Below are 15,157 nucleotides of genomic sequence, written 5' to 3'. Positions count from 1 at the left end.
TCTGGCGGAGGGGCTTTCGGGGCGTTTCCAGCCTCACAGGAGGCCGGCTGCGCCCGTTCTTTCCTTCAAGAGCCGCTTCACGGTGGTCACGGCGCCCGACAGTTCGCTGATCGCCTCGTCAAGGGCCTCGCGCTGTGCGTTCAGCCTGGCCATCTGCCGCTCGGACTTCTCCAGCGTCACCTTCAATTGCCGGACGTTGGATCCTTCCGGTTCATAGAGATCCATCATCTGCTTCACCTCGCGCAGCGAGAAGCCGACCTTGCGCCCCAGCAGGATGAGTTTCAGACGCGTCTGGTCGCGGCGATCGTAAAGGCGCATGTTGCCTTCGCGCAGCGGGGTCAGCAGGCCCTTGTCCTCGTAGAAGCGCAAGGTGCGCAGCGTCACACCGAACGCCTCGGCCATCTCGCCGATGCGCTTGTAACCGGCAACCGCCTCTCCGTCCGGCCGCGTATTCGCGGCACCCGATGCCGCGGCTGTGCTCATGTCCATCATGTCTTCATCTTTCCGTATCCACGACGCGCCTGGCCCGATCCGCAAATCGACGCGGACGCCCGGACATGCAGTCCGGTGGCGGCTTGTGGCTATATGACGTTTACGTAAGCGCCATATACGCCGGGTAAGGCGCGCTTTCAAGAGGGACCTGCCAGGCTCGACCCGGATTTTTTACCAATTGGTCGGGATTGTGCAAGCACCCCGCCATCCGGCGTGCGGTTAACGCCTTGTTTACCATGATCGGATGAATGTGGGCCGTCGGTGATTTGCGCCACCTGTTTCGCGTTTCATGGCCCACCACCCAGGCGGACGAACCTGGCCAGGACGGCAGCATCCCTGCCGACTCACGCCAGCCGGACCGCCAGGCAAGACAAAGCGGGCATCCGGCACGGTGCCATCAACTTGCGAGCGGGCGTTTCGATGAACGACAAGAAATCCTATATCGGCTCCCTGAATGCAGGCCGCGAACGCCGTTCGGGCGCAATCCTGGATGACATTACCGAGAAGCTCGACGCCCTTGAGCGGCGGATCGCAGGCGAGCGGACCGCAAAGCCGGCAAGACCGGCGCCCAGGTCACTGCCCGAAAGCGCCGCCACGGCGCCGTCGCCGCGCCGCATGGCGCGTACAAACATCTATGACAACATTGCCCGCGATCTCGAGCGCGCCCGCGAGCGCAGTGACGAATTCGGATCGATCAGCCGGATCTCCCACGACTTGCAGGCGTTGCGCGAGGAATTGCGGCAGGAGATGAGCCACGGCATCCGCCAGGAGTTCGACAGCCTGCGCCGGCAGATGGCCGATTTCTACCAGGATGTGCAATCGGGATTGAGCAGCCGGGAACTTGTGCCGGAACTGGAACGCATCGCCGCCGGCGTCTCCTCCCTTTCGGAGCGCAGCGGGAACCGCGACGTGCTGGCCCTGCGCCATGACGTGGAAGACCTGCGCGAAACGGTGGCTGCGCTGGCGCGCGAGGAAACCTTGCAGTCGGTCAACAACCGCTGGGACGATTTCGACCGGCGCTGGGACCGGATTGCCGACCATATCGAGGGCGGCATGGAAGCCCATGGCCGCGCCGACGCCATGTTCGACCGGCTTTCGGACCGCATGGAAGCCATCTATGACGCGCTGGCACAGGTGCCATCGCGCAGTGCCATGGCCTCGCTGGAAGACAAGGTCCGCACGCTGACCGAAGCCGTCGCCCAGATCGCCGACGTGCAGGCGCGCGTCTCGCCCGACATGTTCAACATGGTGGAAGACCGGCTGGACGAAATCTCGCGCGCCATCGTGGCGTCCTCGGTGTCGAGCCAGCCGCTGCAGTTCGACCCGGCGCCACTGGAGCGGATCGAGGCGCGGATCGCGTCGCTGGCAAGCCAGATCAACGAAGTGGCCAGCCATGACAACGCCGCGCTCGTCGACCAGCTTCACACGCTGACCCAGCGCGTCGACGACCTTGCGCGCGACCGGGAACTGCCGTCGGAGGACCTGGAGCGCATCGCATCGCAACTGGGCTCGATCACCCGCATCCTTTCTGATTCGCCTGCCCCGCCGGACATGGCCGTGATCCTCGACGGCGTGGAAACCCGCATCAACGCACTCGGCTCGCTGGTCGAAAACCGCACCCATGACGCCTCGCGCCAGAGCCTGACGCTCTTCAAGGACCTTGAAGGGCGCATCGCCGACCTGGCAGGGAAGATCGAGGCCATGCCGCGCGATGGCGGGACCGGTCATGCCCGCGACATCGAAGCCCGCTTCCAGGACCTGGCGACGCGCCTCGACGAAAGCACGAAGCAGCAGTCGCGCACGGAGGCGGCGCTGCTGAACACGCTGGACGAACGGCTGCGCGGATTCCAGAAGGAACTTGAGAACCGCCGGATGCCGGCCGGAACCGACACGAAGGCGATCGAGAACATCGAGTCCCGCCTCGAAGCGATTTCCGCCCGGCTCGACGAGGCCAGCCGCGCCATCCTGCCGGAAGCCGACGCCTCGCTCGTCGCGTCACTCGGCAACCGGCTCGACGAGATCGCCAGCCGCCTCGACGAAACCAGCCGCAATGCGGAAGCGGCCGACCGGAACCTGATCGAACACCTCGAAGCCCAGGTGGCCGACATGGCCCGCTTCATGTCCAAGCCCGGCTCCACGCTGCCGGAACTGGAAAACCTGGCGCCGCGGCTGGAAGAGATCGAGCGGGCGCTGCACGCCAATCACGAGACCATTCTCCAGACAGCGCAGCGGGCCGCCGAGGACGCGCTGCGCTCGGCCTCGGTCAGCAACAGCGTGCACCAGGACGCCGTGGCGGCACTGGCCAACGACCTGAAGTCGCTCGACAAGCTCGCGCGGCGCTCGGAGGAACGCAACACCAAGACGTTCGAGGCGATCCACGAAACCCTCCTGAAGATCGTCGACCGCCTTGCGATGCTGGAGGCATCGGGTCCCAGGGGGGAGCAGGCTGAGCCGGGCACGCCGTCCGGCACAAGCGCGGCACGGCCCGCGCCGAAGGCTGCGAAGCGCACCATCCACGAAACGCCCTCCATCGATACCGCGGATGCCCTGGCCGATGCCGAACTGGCTGTCGCGCCGGCCGATACGGGCCGCATGGCGGGAGCCGTCTCGCCCTCGCAGGCGGCGGCTGCCGCCGCTGTCGCCGCCCTGGCGGAAGACATGCCGGCCGACGTTCCGGAAACGGCAAAGCGGCCTTCGGTGCTGAACGGACTGACCCGCGCCTTCCGCGGCAAGAAGGACGCCGCGCCGAAGGAGCCTTCCATGGATGGCGCGCCCATCCTCGACGACGAGGATGACGATGCGCCGCTGGCGCCCGGAAACGGCACGCCGGACCTGACCGCGATCATGGAAAAGGTCCGCGCCGACCGGGAAACCGAGCGTGCCAGCGACCCGGATGCCGCCAAGGCCGACTTCATCGCCGCGGCGCGGCGCGCCGCCCAGGCCGCTGCGGCGGAAGCAGAGATGCTCAAGGGACGGAGCACCCTTGCCGGGAGCGGTTCCAGGCTCGGGATGGGACACCTGCTGCAGGAAAAGCGCAAGCCGATCCTGATGGCGGCAGGGGCCGTCATGATCCTGCTGGCCGGCTTGCAGGTGGGCCGCATGGTGCTCGGCGGCAACGAGGACGTGCCGGCGACGGCCATGCAGAGCGCACCGATCGCGCCGGACACCGAGACGACGGCGGAGATCCCCGTCCGCCAGGCGGTACCTGAATTGCCGGCTGAACCGGCAGCGGCCGGTGACAGCACCGGGGAAATGACCGACCTGGCCGAAACCGGAACCGGGACTTCGGATGCGCCGGACGCCGGCATGGAAATGACCGCCGACCTGCCGGCAGACGAGGCAATGGCGGAGGAGGACGCGCAGGGCGCCGTCACCGCGGACGAAATGACCGATGCCGCGAGCGGCGAGGAGCCCGCCCTGTCGCTGCCTTTCGGGCCGGCCGCGCTCAAGGAGGCCGTGGCCGCGAACGATCCCAAGGCGTTCTTCGAGGTGGCTAACCGCTACACCGAGGGACGCGGCGTCGAAGCCTCCCCGGAGGACGCGGCGGCATGGTATGCCAGGTCAGCCGAAGCCGGCTTCGCCGCCGGGCAATACCGCTACGGCAACATGCTGGAAAAGGGGATCGGCGTCGAGCGCGACCTCGAAGCCGCCAAGACCTGGTATCAGCTGGCCGCGCAGCAGGGCAATGCCAGCGCCATGCACAACCTGGCCGTTCTCTTCGCCACCGGCGCCGATGGCGTCACCGACAATGCCTCGGCGGTGCGCTGGTTCATCGAAGCGGCTGAACTCGGCATCAAGGACAGCCAGTTCAACCTGGGCATACTCGCGGCGAAGGGCGTGGGGATGAGCCAGGACCTGGAGGAATCCTACAAGTGGTTCGCCGTCGCCGCCCGCAACGGCGACAAGGATGCCGCCAAGAAGCGCGACGAGGTCGCCAAGGCCATGCGTCCCGAACAGCTCGACAGGGCGCGCGCCAAGGCCGACCTTTGGAAGCCGCGCACGCCCGACCTGGAAGCCAACACGCCAACCATTCCCGAAGCCTGGACGGTTTCCGGCGAGACAACGGCCAGCGTCGACATGACCAAGGCCGTCCGCAACATCCAGCTCATCCTGAACAAGAACGGTTTCGACGCGGGCGCGGCGGACGGCATCATGGGCGAGAAGACCAAGCAGGCCATCCGTGACTTCCAGGCAGCCAACGGCCTGCCGGCCACCGGCGAGGTCGACAACGCGCTCATCACGCGGCTGCTGGAGAAGAAGTAGGGCGCAGGGGAAGGCGCGGCCGCCCTCGCGGTCCGCCGGACTTCGTGAACCATCGCGGCATTGAGGATTTGACAGGCGCGCGGGGAAGGCGCAAGAACGGGCGCAACGGGGACGGGGTGCCCCAGGGTTCCAGAACACGCGGGACTGGCGGGTGAGTATCTATCTCCCGATTGCCGAATTGTCTGTCAACATGGCCGTTCTGCTGGCGATGGGAGCGGCGGTGGGTTTCCTTTCCGGCATGTTCGGCGTGGGCGGCGGATTTCTCATCACGCCGCTGCTGATCTTCTACAACATTCCGCCCGCCGTTGCGGTCGCCACGGGCGCCAACCAGGTCGTCGCTTCCTCCGTCTCCGGCGCGCTCGTCCATTTCAAGCGCAAGACCCTCGACTTCAAACTCGGCACCATGCTTCTGATCGGCGGCATTGCGGGGTCTCTCGCCGGTGTCTTCGTCTTCGCAAAGCTCAGGGAACTGGGCCAGCTCGACCTGATCGTCTCGCTGCTCTACGTCGTGTTCCTCGGCACGATCGGCGGCCTGATGCTGTGGGAAAGCCTGGGCGCCATGGCGCGCGCGAAGGGCGGGCCCGCGCCCAGCCTGCGCAAGCCGGGCCAGCACAACTGGATCCACAAGCTGCCGCTGAAGATGCGCTTCCGCTCCTCCAAGCTGTTCGTCTCCGTGATCCCGGTGCTCGGGCTGGGCGCCTTCATCGGCTTCCTGGCCTCCATCATGGGCGTGGGCGGCGGCTTCATCATGGTCCCGGCGATGATCTACCTGCTCAAGGTGCCGACGAATGTCGTCATCGGCACATCGCTGTTCCAGATCGTCTTCGTCGCCGCCTTCACGACCATCGTCCACGCGATGACGAACCAGACGGTCGATGTGGTTCTAGCCTTCCTGCTGATGATCGGCGGCGTGATCGGCGCGCAATACGGAGCCAAGGTCGGGCAGCGGCTGCGCGGCGAACAGTTGCGCGCCCTGCTCGCCGGGCTTGTGCTGCTGGTCGGCCTGCGCCTTGCCGTCGACCTTTTCCTGCAGCCATCCGACGTCTACTCGATCGCCGCGGCGGGAGGCATCTGATGGGCGCGGGTTGCGCTTGGCTGGCCCGGGCCTGGCTGGCGCTGGCCCTTGCGGCCTGCGCCATCCCGCCAAGCCTGGCACAGGAACCGCTGCGGGAATCCATCCAGATCGGTCTTTCCACCGACAAGATCGGCATCACGTCCAGCTTTTCAGGCGCCGACCTGACGGTGTTCGGGGCGCTCGAAAACGCCGATCCGGAAGTCCGGCGGACCGGGCGCTACGATGTGGTGGTGGTGCTGGAAGGTCCGCCGCGCACGGCGACCGTGCGGCGCAAGGACAGCTTCTTCGGCTTGTGGATCAACCGCGAAGCCGAGGAATTCCAGAACGTGCCGGCCTCCTACTCGATTTCCACGACGCGGGCGATCCAGGACATCACCACGGAAACGAGCTACCGGCAGCTTGCACTGGGCGCGCCCAATCTCGCCTTCAACCAGGGATCAGCCGGGAATGCCCGCATTGCGGAATTCTCCGAGGCGCTGCGGGCCATCAAGCGCCGCACCGGGCTTTATACCGAGCGGATCGGCGGCGTCCGCTTCCTTTCGCAGAACCTGTTTCGCGCGTCTGTCGCAATTCCCGCCAACGTTCCCGTCGGCACCCATCGCGCGCGCGCCTTCCTGTTCCGCAACGGCGTGTTCATCGACGAGATGTCCGCCCCGCTGGTCATTGTCAAATCCGGATTCGAGGCCACCATATACACGATGGCGAAGACCCAGGGCCTGACCTACGGGATTCTCGCCGTGGCGCTGGCCGTCTTCACCGGATGGCTCGGGCGTTTCCTGTTCCGGCGCGACTGAGGCCGGCATGGCAACCGGGGGCAGCATGGACGACACGGTCTCGATATCGAACGGAAAGTGGGCCATGGCGCTGGCGCTGGCGGGTTTCCTGCCGTTTCTCGCGCTGACGCTGTGGCTGGCCGGGATCAGCGAGGATCATCCCTGGCGCGACGCCACCATTGCGCTGCTCAAGGGCTATGGCGCCGTCATCCTGTCTTTTCTCGGCGGAATCCGCTGGGGACTGGCGACGGCGCGCGATGACGAACGCGCGCGGCGCGACCTGGTGCTGTCCACCGTTCCGTCACTGGCCGGCTGGGCGGCCATGGCATTGCCGGATGTCTACGCTTTCGCGCTGCTCGCCATGGCCTTCGCAGCACAGGGCGCATGGGACCAGTTCGCGGTCCATTCCGGGCAGGCCCCGGCCTGGTTCGGACGGTTGCGCATGCGCCTCAGCCTGCTCGTCGTCCCGGTCATGGTCGCCGCCTTGTGGCTGACCCGGTAGGGCAGGCCCGCGTCAGCCGCGCCGCAGGCGGCTGGCGGCAACGGGAAAGAGCCGCTCCCCGCCCAGCATGCAGGCGCGCAGGGACGATTTTTCGAAGAGGGCCGAAAACGCGCCGTCGAGGATGTTGAGGCAGCCGGTATAGGCGCCGAAGGCAGGCAGGATCATCCGCCGCCCGTCAGTGGCGAAACAGGCGCGGCGCACCGAGCGGCCACGATGGACGACGCGTGCGCCAGGGTGCAGGTGACCGGCCACCTCGCCTTCCGAGCCACCGGCGGCAGCCGGTTCGTGGCGCAGGGTCAACGATCCCATGCAGATCTCGCTCACCGTTTCGCCGGCCAGCCCTGCCGGAGCATCGGGATCGTGATTGCCGGAAATCCAGATCCAGTCGCGACCCGTCATCAGCGAGGACAGCAGCACGAGGTCCTCGCCGGGCAGGCGCGCCGCCGCCCTTGCGTCGTGGAAACTGTCGCCGAGGCAGACGACGACGGCCGGATCGTGGCGGGCGATGGCCGCGGCAAGGCGAAGCAGGGTCGCGCGGGTATCGTAGGGCGGCAAGTATTGCCGCCGACCGGCGAAGGCCGATCCCTTCTCAAGGTGCAGGTCGGCGACAAGCAGCGCGCGGCTTTCCGGCAGGACAGCCACGCCGGACGGATCGAGGAGCATGGTTTCTCCGGCGACCGGCATTTCCAGGCAGGCCGGCGCACGCGGCCCGCGCGCCGCTGGGGGCGTGGCCATGTCAGCCATTGGCGGCCTCATGTACCAGTTCATCGGCAATCTCCGCCAGAAGCGCGTCGCTGGCACTGCCCTCGACCCGTTCGCGTCCGATCTCCAGCATGATCGGAACGGCAAGCGGCGAAATGCGGTCCAGCGCGCGGTGGACGATCCGTCCCCTGATTCGCTGCAGCATTTCACCCAGCCTTCGCACATCAAGCAAGCCCGCCGCCGCATCGGCGCGGGTCGCCTTGAGCAGGATGTGGTCGGGCTCGTGGGTGCGCAGCACGTCATAGATCAGGTCGGCGGACACGGTGACCTGGCGGCCGGTCTTTTCCTTTCCCGGATGGCGGCGCTCGATCAGGCCGGCAATGACCGCGCAATAACGGAAGGTGCGCTTGAGCATGAAGCTCTCGTCCAGCCAGGCCTCCAGGTCGTCGCCCAGCATGTCCTCCTCGAACAGGGCAGCCCAGGAGAGGCGGCCATTGCCCGCCATGGCGCCCATGTCGCCGAGCGACCAGACCGCCAGCGCATAGTCCGTCGCCACGAAGCCGAGCGGGCGCGCGCCGATCCGCTCCAGCCGCCGGGTCAGCAGCATGCCAAGCGTCTGGTGGGCCAGCCGCCCCTCGAAGGGATAGCAGACCATGTAATGCCGGCCGGCGCGGGGGAAGGTCTCGATGAGCAGGTTGTCGCGATCCGGCAGAAGGGACTTCTCGCGTTGCAGGCGCAGCCAGCCGGCCACCTGGCCGGGCAGTTTCGACCAGCTATCCGGGTCTGCGAGCATGGCGCGGACCTGGCTGGCGAGATAGGTGGACAGGGGAAACTTGCCGCCGGCATAGGCGGGAATGCGGGCCTCCGTATCGGCGGCCGGGGAGACGAAGCACTCGTTCTCGCGGATGCCCTCGAAGCGCAGCACCTTGCCGGCGAACAGGAACGTGTCGCCGGGGGCAAGCTGTTCGAGGAAATATTCCTCCACCTGGCCGAGAACCGCCCCGCCGCGCAACGGCCCGCCGCGCCCGCCGGATCGCGCCAGGCGCACGGTGAGCATGGGCGACTCGATGATCGTCCCGACATTGAGGCGGTATTGCTGGGCGACCGAGGGATGCGAGATGCGCCATGTCCCGTCAGCCGTCTGGCGGATGCGGGCGAAGCGCTCATAGCTGCGCAAGGCATAGCCCCCGGTCGCCACGAAGGCGACCACCCGGTCGAAATCCTCCCGCGCCAGCCGGGCATAGGGTTCGGCCAGCCGGACCTCGTCGTAGAGTTCGTCCGCGCGAAAGGGCGCGGCGCAGGCCATGCCGAGCACATGCTGGGCCAGCACGTCGAGCGCGCCCTCCCCCAGCGGCGGCGTGTCCTGCGCGCCCAGGTAATTGGCATCGAGCGCGGCGCGGCATTCCAGCACCTCGAAGCGGTTGGCGGGCACCAGGATGGCGCGGCTCGGCTCGTCCATGCGATGGTTCGACCGGCCGATGCGCTGGGCAAGCCGGCTGGCGCCCTTCGGGGCACCGACATGGATGACCAGGTCGACGTCGCCCCAGTCGATGCCGAGATCGAGCGTGGAGGTGGCCACGATGGCACGCAGGCTGTTGGTCTCCATCGCCTTCTCCACCTTGCGGCGGCGGCTGACATCCAGCGAACCGTGGTGAAGCGCGATCGGCAGGCTGTCCTCGTTGATGGTCCACAATTCCTGGAAGACCATCTCGGCCTGGCTGCGGGTGTTGACGAAGATCAGGGTTGTCCGGTTCCGTCGGATTTCGTTGTAGATATCCGCGATGGCATAGCGGGCGGAATGCCCTGACCAGGGAATGCGCTCCTCGGATTCCAGGATGCGGATGACGGGCCTCGCCCCACCCTCGACCTCGACGATGCCGGCCATGGCGCCGGGGGGCGACTGGGGTACCAGCCAGCGCCGCAGCCCGTCCGGATCGGCCACGGTAGCCGACAGGCCGATGGTCACCAGACCCGGACGCAGGCGGTGCAGGCGCGCCAGACCGAGGGCGAGAAGATGGCCGCGCTTGGAGGTGACCAGCGAATGCAACTCGTCCAGCACCACCGTTTCCAGATCGGCGAAGAAGCGCGCGGCATCCTTCGAGGCGAGCAGGAGCGCGAGCTGTTCCGGCGTCGTCAGCAGGATGTCGGGCGGCGCGAGTTTCTGGCGCTGGCGCTTGTGGCCCGGCGTGTCTCCGGTGCGCGTCTCGACGGCAATGCCGAGCCGCATTTCGGCGACCGGACGGGCCAGGTTGCGCTCGATGTCGACAGCCAGCGCCTTGAGCGGCGAGATGTAGAGGGTGTGGATGCCGCGCTTGGGCGCGCCGGGACGGGACGGCTTGCGACTTGCCAGCGCGATCAGGCTTGGCAGGAAACCGGCCAGCGTCTTTCCCGCGCCGGTCGGCGCGATCAGGAGCGCGGATCGTCCGGCCCTCGCCAGGGACAGGATCGCACGCTGATGGGGACGCGGCGTCCAGCCACGGCTGTCGAACCATGCCTGAAAGGCCGGGGGCAGAACCGGCTGTCCCGGATCGTCCGGCTCATGATCGGATTGCTCTGTCACGCCGGCAAGATAGGGTCCGGCAAGCGTCCGGCCAAGCGTCAATGCATTGCAGGCAGGCGTTCCTTCGCGGCCTCCTCGTCGGGCAGCACCGCGGAAGTCCAGCCCGGAAGTGCGGACGGGCGCATTGCCGGCTTCATTGCCACCACGACGAGGCCCTCGACCGGTTCGCCGCGATCCATGCGGATCGTGTGCCGCGTCATCGACACGGGGTCGAGCCCGCAGGATTCAAGCCGCTTGCAGACATAGGCCTTGCCATGGGCATAGCGCAGCGACGGCCGCAGCACGATATCCTCTTCGGCGGGTGCCGCCTCGACGGTGAAGCCGAACAAGCCGCCCGGCGCCAACGTCGCGGCGATCCATTGGAAGACGCGCTCGAGCTCGCCGAGATACATGAAGACATCGGCCGCCGTGACGAGATCGGGTGCGATGCCCGGCCATGGTTCAAGCAAGGTCAGGTCCGCCTGTTCGAGCCGGTCGTAAATGCCCTTCGCCGCTGCCTTGCGCAGCATTTCCGCGGAGATGTCCACGCCTTCCAGGTGGCTGGTGATGGCTCTCAGGCGCGCGCCCATCAGGCCGGTACCGCAACCCAGATCCAGCGCCTTGGCAAAACCGGTGCCATGCACCTCCGAAATGGCTTCGACAAGGCGGTCCGGCGCGGCGTAGCCGAGACGCTCGACCAGCGCATGGTCGAAATCATCGGCATAGGCATCGAACAGTGTTTCGACGAAGGCGGACGGCATGACGGCGGCATCGCCGGCCTGTCCGGCGAGTTTCAGCTTCAGCGTCACGCCGAAGGGATCGGCCGGATCGAGGCCGAGCGCGCGCCGCCAGCTTTCGAACGCAGCCGGGAGGTTGCCCGCCGCTTCCTCGATTTCGCCCAGCCGGAACCAGCCGGCCGCCCAGCCGGGAGCGCGTTCGAGGGCCTGCCGGAAGAGATCGGCAGCGGCGGGGGCATCGCCGGCTTGCAGGAGCATTTCGCCATATTCGGCGCGCCGGTCGGCAAGCACGTCGCCGGACGATAACAGGACAGGTTTCATGAAGGACGGGACCCGGAAAGGACGGACAAGCGCTAATGGCGCCGAACGCGGGCGAAATCAACTGCCTTTTCACGCCAGCGCCCCGGGATCAGGAATCGGGGATGAAGACCCTGATGCCGAAGATGTCCACGGGCACCCGGCCCTGCGAGATGTCCGGCGTCAGGCTGATCGAGCCGAAGGAGCCCGGTTGCCGGTCCGGAAGTTCGACCTCGAAAAGGAAATCCCGCCGCGAGGCCTCCACGTCGAACCGCTTGCGCCCGCAATCGCCGAGTTCGGCAAGGTTGCAGCGGATCGACATCTGGGTGGATTCGCCTTCCGGCGCGGCGGCATTGACATCGAAGGTGACGCGCCGGCCGGCAAGCTGTGCCAGCACGCCTTCGCCCAGATCGAAGACGGCGGCCGAATCGGGCGCGCTGGGCGTGATGCGCAATGCCTTGTCGCGCCCTTCTCCGGCGATGTCGACCGTCGTCCCAGAGGGGGCGCTCACGGTCGTCGGGTCGTCGGGCGTGAAGATCGTGATCCAGCTTCCGCCCTGCGGCACCTCGCCAAGCCGGCCGCCGTCTGGCGCAGCGGGACTGAACTCGTCCTCGTTCAGACGGGCCGGCGGGTTGGGCACCGCGCCATCGCGCACAGACAAGGGTACCAGGGCCTGGCTGGAATAGAGCCACCAGGCGCCGATGCCAACGAAGACAAGCAGCAGGCTCACCGTCAGGAGTCGGGCGAAGGGGCGGCGCCGGCGCGGCCGGCGTTCCACGCTGCCCGGATCGTCGCCAGGCGCGGACTCCAGCCCGTCATCCCGGCGGTCCACCCGCAATTGCGACACGAAATCCGTTTCGCGCGCCGTGCCCTGCGGTGTGTCAATCCCGACAGGCGGCGCCGCCGCGTGCACGCCGGCGCCCGGTTCCCGCACGGGCGGAACGGCGGGCTCCACGGGCGGACCGGCTTCGGGTTCGGGTACCGGTTCCGGTTCCGGTTCGATGGCGGGGCGGAATTCCGTCTCGATGGCCCGGATGCGCTGACGCAGGGCGTCGCGCCTTCTGGCGGCGGTTTCCGCCGGGATGTCCGGACCGGATTTCAGCGACCGTTCGAGCGCCGACAACGCCGACAGGTAAACGCGCTCGCGATGCTTCGGGTCGGAAGCATCGCCCTTTTCCAGCGCGGCGCGAATCGCCTTCTCGATCGGGTCCAACAGCGAGTCCCCCGGTTGATCCTGTCCAGACGTTAGCTGCGGGGCCTGACAGGATCAACCGGCTTGCGGACCGGATGGCTGTCAGCCCTCCATGTCGCCCCGCTTGCGCCAGGTATCGCGCAGGACGGAGGCGATATTGTCGACCGGCGCGCCGGTGTCGATCGGCGTGTCGACCGGGTCGGCGCCAAGCGATGTATAGACGGCGCCGAATGCGTTTTGCATGTCGGCATAGGCGATGTCGAACTCGACAGCCGCAATCAGCGTGTTCATTTCCTCGCGGATGAGGTTCTGTTCGCTGGTTGCGTTGGCATTCGCCTGCGCCTTGAGCTGTCCGAGGATCTTGCGCTGAACATTGTAGTATTCGGCCGCGGTGGCCGCTTCCCTGCGCAGGTGCTCGTAACGCGTCCTTGCCACGAAGACCTGCGTCATGATGGCCATGGTCAAGGCCTTTGCCTGTGCGTCGAGCAGCTTGCCGTCTGCCTCGATGGACGCCTTGGCCGCCGGATACTGCATGACCCGCATCAGGTTCCAGCCGACCTTGGCGCCCCAGTTCACCCAGTCGGTGCTGAACAGCAGGTCGTTGGTATCGATGTTCAGACCGGCATAGAGCTGCGCACCGGGCAGGACTTCAAGAAGCGCGGCGCGGGCTTCCTTCTGGTTGATGCGGCCGTGATAGAGAGCCTCGCGGAATTCCGGACGGTTGCGCAGGGCCACCGTCATCATTTCATCCGGCGATGCCGCTAGCTTCAGGTCCACCATCTCGCGCCTGGGGACGACAAGCGTGAACTTCGTGCCCGGCTTCAGGTTCATCAGCGCCGCCAGCTTGTGGCGCGCAGTGGTCAGTTCGCGTTCCAGCTTCTGGATCTTGCGCTTGATATCGACGAGTTCCCGCTCGTAGGTGAGCGATACCAGCGGCGAGGTCTGCCCGGCGCTGCGCAGGGCACGGTTCTTGCGCTGGGTCTCATGGACACGGGCCTCAAGGGCATTGAGGCCATTGAGCAGGCGCTCGGCGCTGATCGCACGCCAGTAGGCGGTGCGAACGTCCTCCATGATCTGGTTGGCCACCTTGCGCTTCTGCTCCTCGGCAACCAGCGCCTTGTCGGCGGCCTGCTGCGCGCGGACATAGGACAGGCCGAAATCCAGCACATGCCAGGAGAAAGTCAGGTCCGCGGCCAGGGTCTGTTTTTCGGACGACGTGCTCGGTTCGGCCGAACGCGTGCCGGAAAACAGGGTGCGCGAGTAGCTGGCGTCGAAGCGGTCACGCCCGGCATAGCCTGCATTGGCCACGAGTTGCGGCAGCATCTGCGCGGATGCATTGCGCAACTGTTTCTGGGACAGCGTCACCCGCATCATCTCGACGCGATGATCGAGATTGTACTTCACCGCCCTTGCCATGGCCTCGTAGAGACCGATGGGCTTGGTGACCGGTTCCTGGCCCCGGTCAAGGCTGTCCATGTTCGCCGCCGCCTTGCTGGCGATCTCGGCTTGCGTCAATGGTACGGCCGTCACGGCGCAACCCGACAGCAGGCCGGATACCGCCACCGCTGCCAGGGCAAGCCGGCGGCCCGGCAAAGAACGGGCTCCACTCGCTTTATGTGCATTTTCCATCTTAATCCCCTCAAGGTTGCATATCCGGCCAAGCCGATTTCTGATGACGCCTGCCATCGTTATTCCTTCAGTGCCTGGAGAAGCCTGGCTGTTTCATTCGCCGCGCGGTTTGACAGGAACGTCAACCGGTCCTCGACTGCGGCGGATGCATCGAGCACGAGTTGCGTTGCGCCGGTCTGGATCACCTCTCCGGAGACCCTGTCGACACTCACCGGAATGACCGCTTCCGTGCCGTCTCCCTTGCGGATCCTGATCTCCAGCGCCACATCGGCCTCGTCAGCCGGCCAGAGAATGAGGACCTGCTCATCCGACTGGCGGACAACCCACGCCGGAAGCCCCCCGCCGCCGGGTCCGGTCACGCTCCATTCCACCGAGCCGGATCCGTCGAGACCGACCGTCAGATAGGTGCGTCCATCCCTGCCGAAGGTGGTGATTTCCGCGCCTTGGGATCCATCGCCGAGGGATATCGAAAGACCGCCCCCGCTCAATCCGGATGCTTCGAAACCGGCCGGATGCCCGGTGCCGCGCTCGTCCGAACCAAGGTTGTCGATCCAGCGCAGTGTGCCGGCGATCGTCCCTTCATTGCTGAAGGCGCGTCTTACATCCTCGCCAGCCCCGGTGCCGGCCGTCCCGGTCCCGCCCGATTGTTCACCGGAGGGCAGTTCCGGAAGGCTCGAGCCGGGCCCGGAACCAAGAGGCGGCACCAGGACAAAGAAGCCAGTCTCGCCCGACACGTTGCCCGCCTCGTCCTCCTGGCTCGCCGTGACGTCACCGGAGGTCTGCGGCGCGGTCGAGGTGACCGGGCCCCAGGTCCCGTCCGGGTTCACCGTCGCGGTGCCCGTCGAACCGTCCGGGAAGGTCACGGTGACCTCGGAGCCCGGCTCGCCGGAACCCGTCACCGACAGCGTGCCGTCATCGTTGGGTGTCGCGGTGACGCCGGTCGGCTCCAGCGGCGC

11 protein-coding genes are annotated in these 15,157 nt (G+C 66.9%); 4 read left to right on the top strand and 7 right to left on the bottom strand.

Annotation, left to right across the window (positions count from 1 at the left end; translation table 11 throughout):
- Positions 1-33: 33 nt before the first annotated feature.
- Entirely contained in the window at positions 34-492 is a 459-nt protein-coding gene (locus tag ACLB6G_RS14005; RefSeq protein ID WP_410356819.1) for a MerR family transcriptional regulator, read from the bottom strand.
- Between the two features lie 420 nt (positions 493-912).
- Between ACLB6G_RS14005 and ACLB6G_RS14000 the strand changes: the two genes are divergently transcribed.
- From ACLB6G_RS14000 to ACLB6G_RS13985, 4 genes are all read left to right on the top strand, one after another.
- On the top strand, positions 913-4,755 hold the full coding sequence (locus ACLB6G_RS14000; RefSeq protein WP_410356818.1) for a peptidoglycan-binding protein: 3,843 nt from the start codon (positions 913-915) through the stop codon (positions 4,753-4,755).
- Between the two features lie 151 nt (positions 4,756-4,906).
- Positions 4,907-5,830, top strand: a complete 924-nt coding sequence (locus ACLB6G_RS13995; protein WP_410356817.1) for a sulfite exporter TauE/SafE family protein — start codon at positions 4,907-4,909, stop codon at positions 5,828-5,830.
- A complete protein-coding gene (locus tag ACLB6G_RS13990) occupies positions 5,830-6,624 on the top strand; it encodes a TIGR02186 family protein (protein WP_410356816.1) in 795 nt (264 codons plus the stop codon). Before ACLB6G_RS13995 ends, ACLB6G_RS13990 begins: the two co-directional genes overlap by 1 nt.
- Positions 6,625-6,631: 7 nt before the next feature.
- The gene (locus ACLB6G_RS13985) at positions 6,632-7,105 is read left to right on the top strand and encodes a DUF3429 domain-containing protein (protein WP_410356815.1); all 474 of its coding nucleotides are present in this window, start codon (positions 6,632-6,634) and stop codon (positions 7,103-7,105) included.
- A 12-nt stretch (positions 7,106-7,117) separates the two neighbouring features.
- Here the strand turns inward: ACLB6G_RS13985 and pdeM are convergent, their stop codons facing one another.
- The 6 genes from pdeM to ACLB6G_RS13955 all read right to left on the bottom strand — a co-directional run.
- Positions 7,118-7,840, bottom strand: a complete 723-nt coding sequence (pdeM, locus tag ACLB6G_RS13980) for a ligase-associated DNA damage response endonuclease PdeM (protein WP_410357150.1) — start codon at positions 7,838-7,840, stop codon at positions 7,118-7,120.
- A gap of 1 nt (position 7,841) precedes the next feature.
- On the bottom strand, positions 7,842-10,367 hold the full coding sequence (locus ACLB6G_RS13975) for a ligase-associated DNA damage response DEXH box helicase (protein WP_410357149.1): 2,526 nt from the start codon (positions 10,365-10,367) through the stop codon (positions 7,842-7,844).
- A gap of 38 nt (positions 10,368-10,405) precedes the next feature.
- A complete protein-coding gene (locus ACLB6G_RS13970) occupies positions 10,406-11,404 on the bottom strand; it encodes a methyltransferase (RefSeq protein ID WP_410356814.1) in 999 nt (332 codons plus the stop codon).
- Between the two features lie 88 nt (positions 11,405-11,492).
- Positions 11,493-12,593, bottom strand: coding sequence for a hypothetical protein (locus ACLB6G_RS13965; RefSeq protein WP_410356813.1), 1,101 nt, complete (start codon positions 12,591-12,593; stop codon positions 11,493-11,495).
- An 81-nt stretch (positions 12,594-12,674) separates the two neighbouring features.
- Positions 12,675-14,165, bottom strand: coding sequence for a TolC family protein (locus ACLB6G_RS13960; RefSeq protein ID WP_410356812.1), 1,491 nt, complete (start codon positions 14,163-14,165; stop codon positions 12,675-12,677).
- A gap of 95 nt (positions 14,166-14,260) precedes the next feature.
- A partial coding sequence (locus ACLB6G_RS13955) for an Ig-like domain-containing protein (RefSeq protein WP_410356811.1) occupies positions 14,261-15,157 on the bottom strand: 897 nt, incomplete at its 5' end.

Origin of the sequence: Zhengella sedimenti (genome assembly GCF_046506625.1) — a bacterium.
Taxonomy (GTDB): Bacteria; Pseudomonadota; Alphaproteobacteria; order Rhizobiales; family Rhizobiaceae; genus Zhengella; species Zhengella sedimenti.
Note: the sequence above shows the minus strand (reverse complement) of the source record. Positions and strands in the feature narration are given on the sequence as shown.

Bases quoted from the DNA above. Each gene is read 5' to 3' on its own strand.
- ACLB6G_RS14000 (WP_410356818.1), top strand. From the start codon at position 913: ATGAACGACAAGAAATCCTATATCGGCTCCCTGAATGCAGGCCGCGAA.
- pdeM (WP_410357150.1), bottom strand. From the start codon at position 7,840: ATGGCCACGCCCCCAGCGGCGCGCGGGCCGCGTGCGCCGGCCTGCCTG.
- ACLB6G_RS13990 (WP_410356816.1), top strand. From the start codon at position 5,830: ATGGGCGCGGGTTGCGCTTGGCTGGCCCGGGCCTGGCTGGCGCTGGCC.
- ACLB6G_RS14005 (WP_410356819.1), bottom strand. From the start codon at position 492: ATGATGGACATGAGCACAGCCGCGGCATCGGGTGCCGCGAATACGCGG.
- ACLB6G_RS13985 (WP_410356815.1), top strand. From the start codon at position 6,632: ATGGCAACCGGGGGCAGCATGGACGACACGGTCTCGATATCGAACGGA.
- ACLB6G_RS13970 (WP_410356814.1), bottom strand. From the start codon at position 11,404: ATGAAACCTGTCCTGTTATCGTCCGGCGACGTGCTTGCCGACCGGCGC.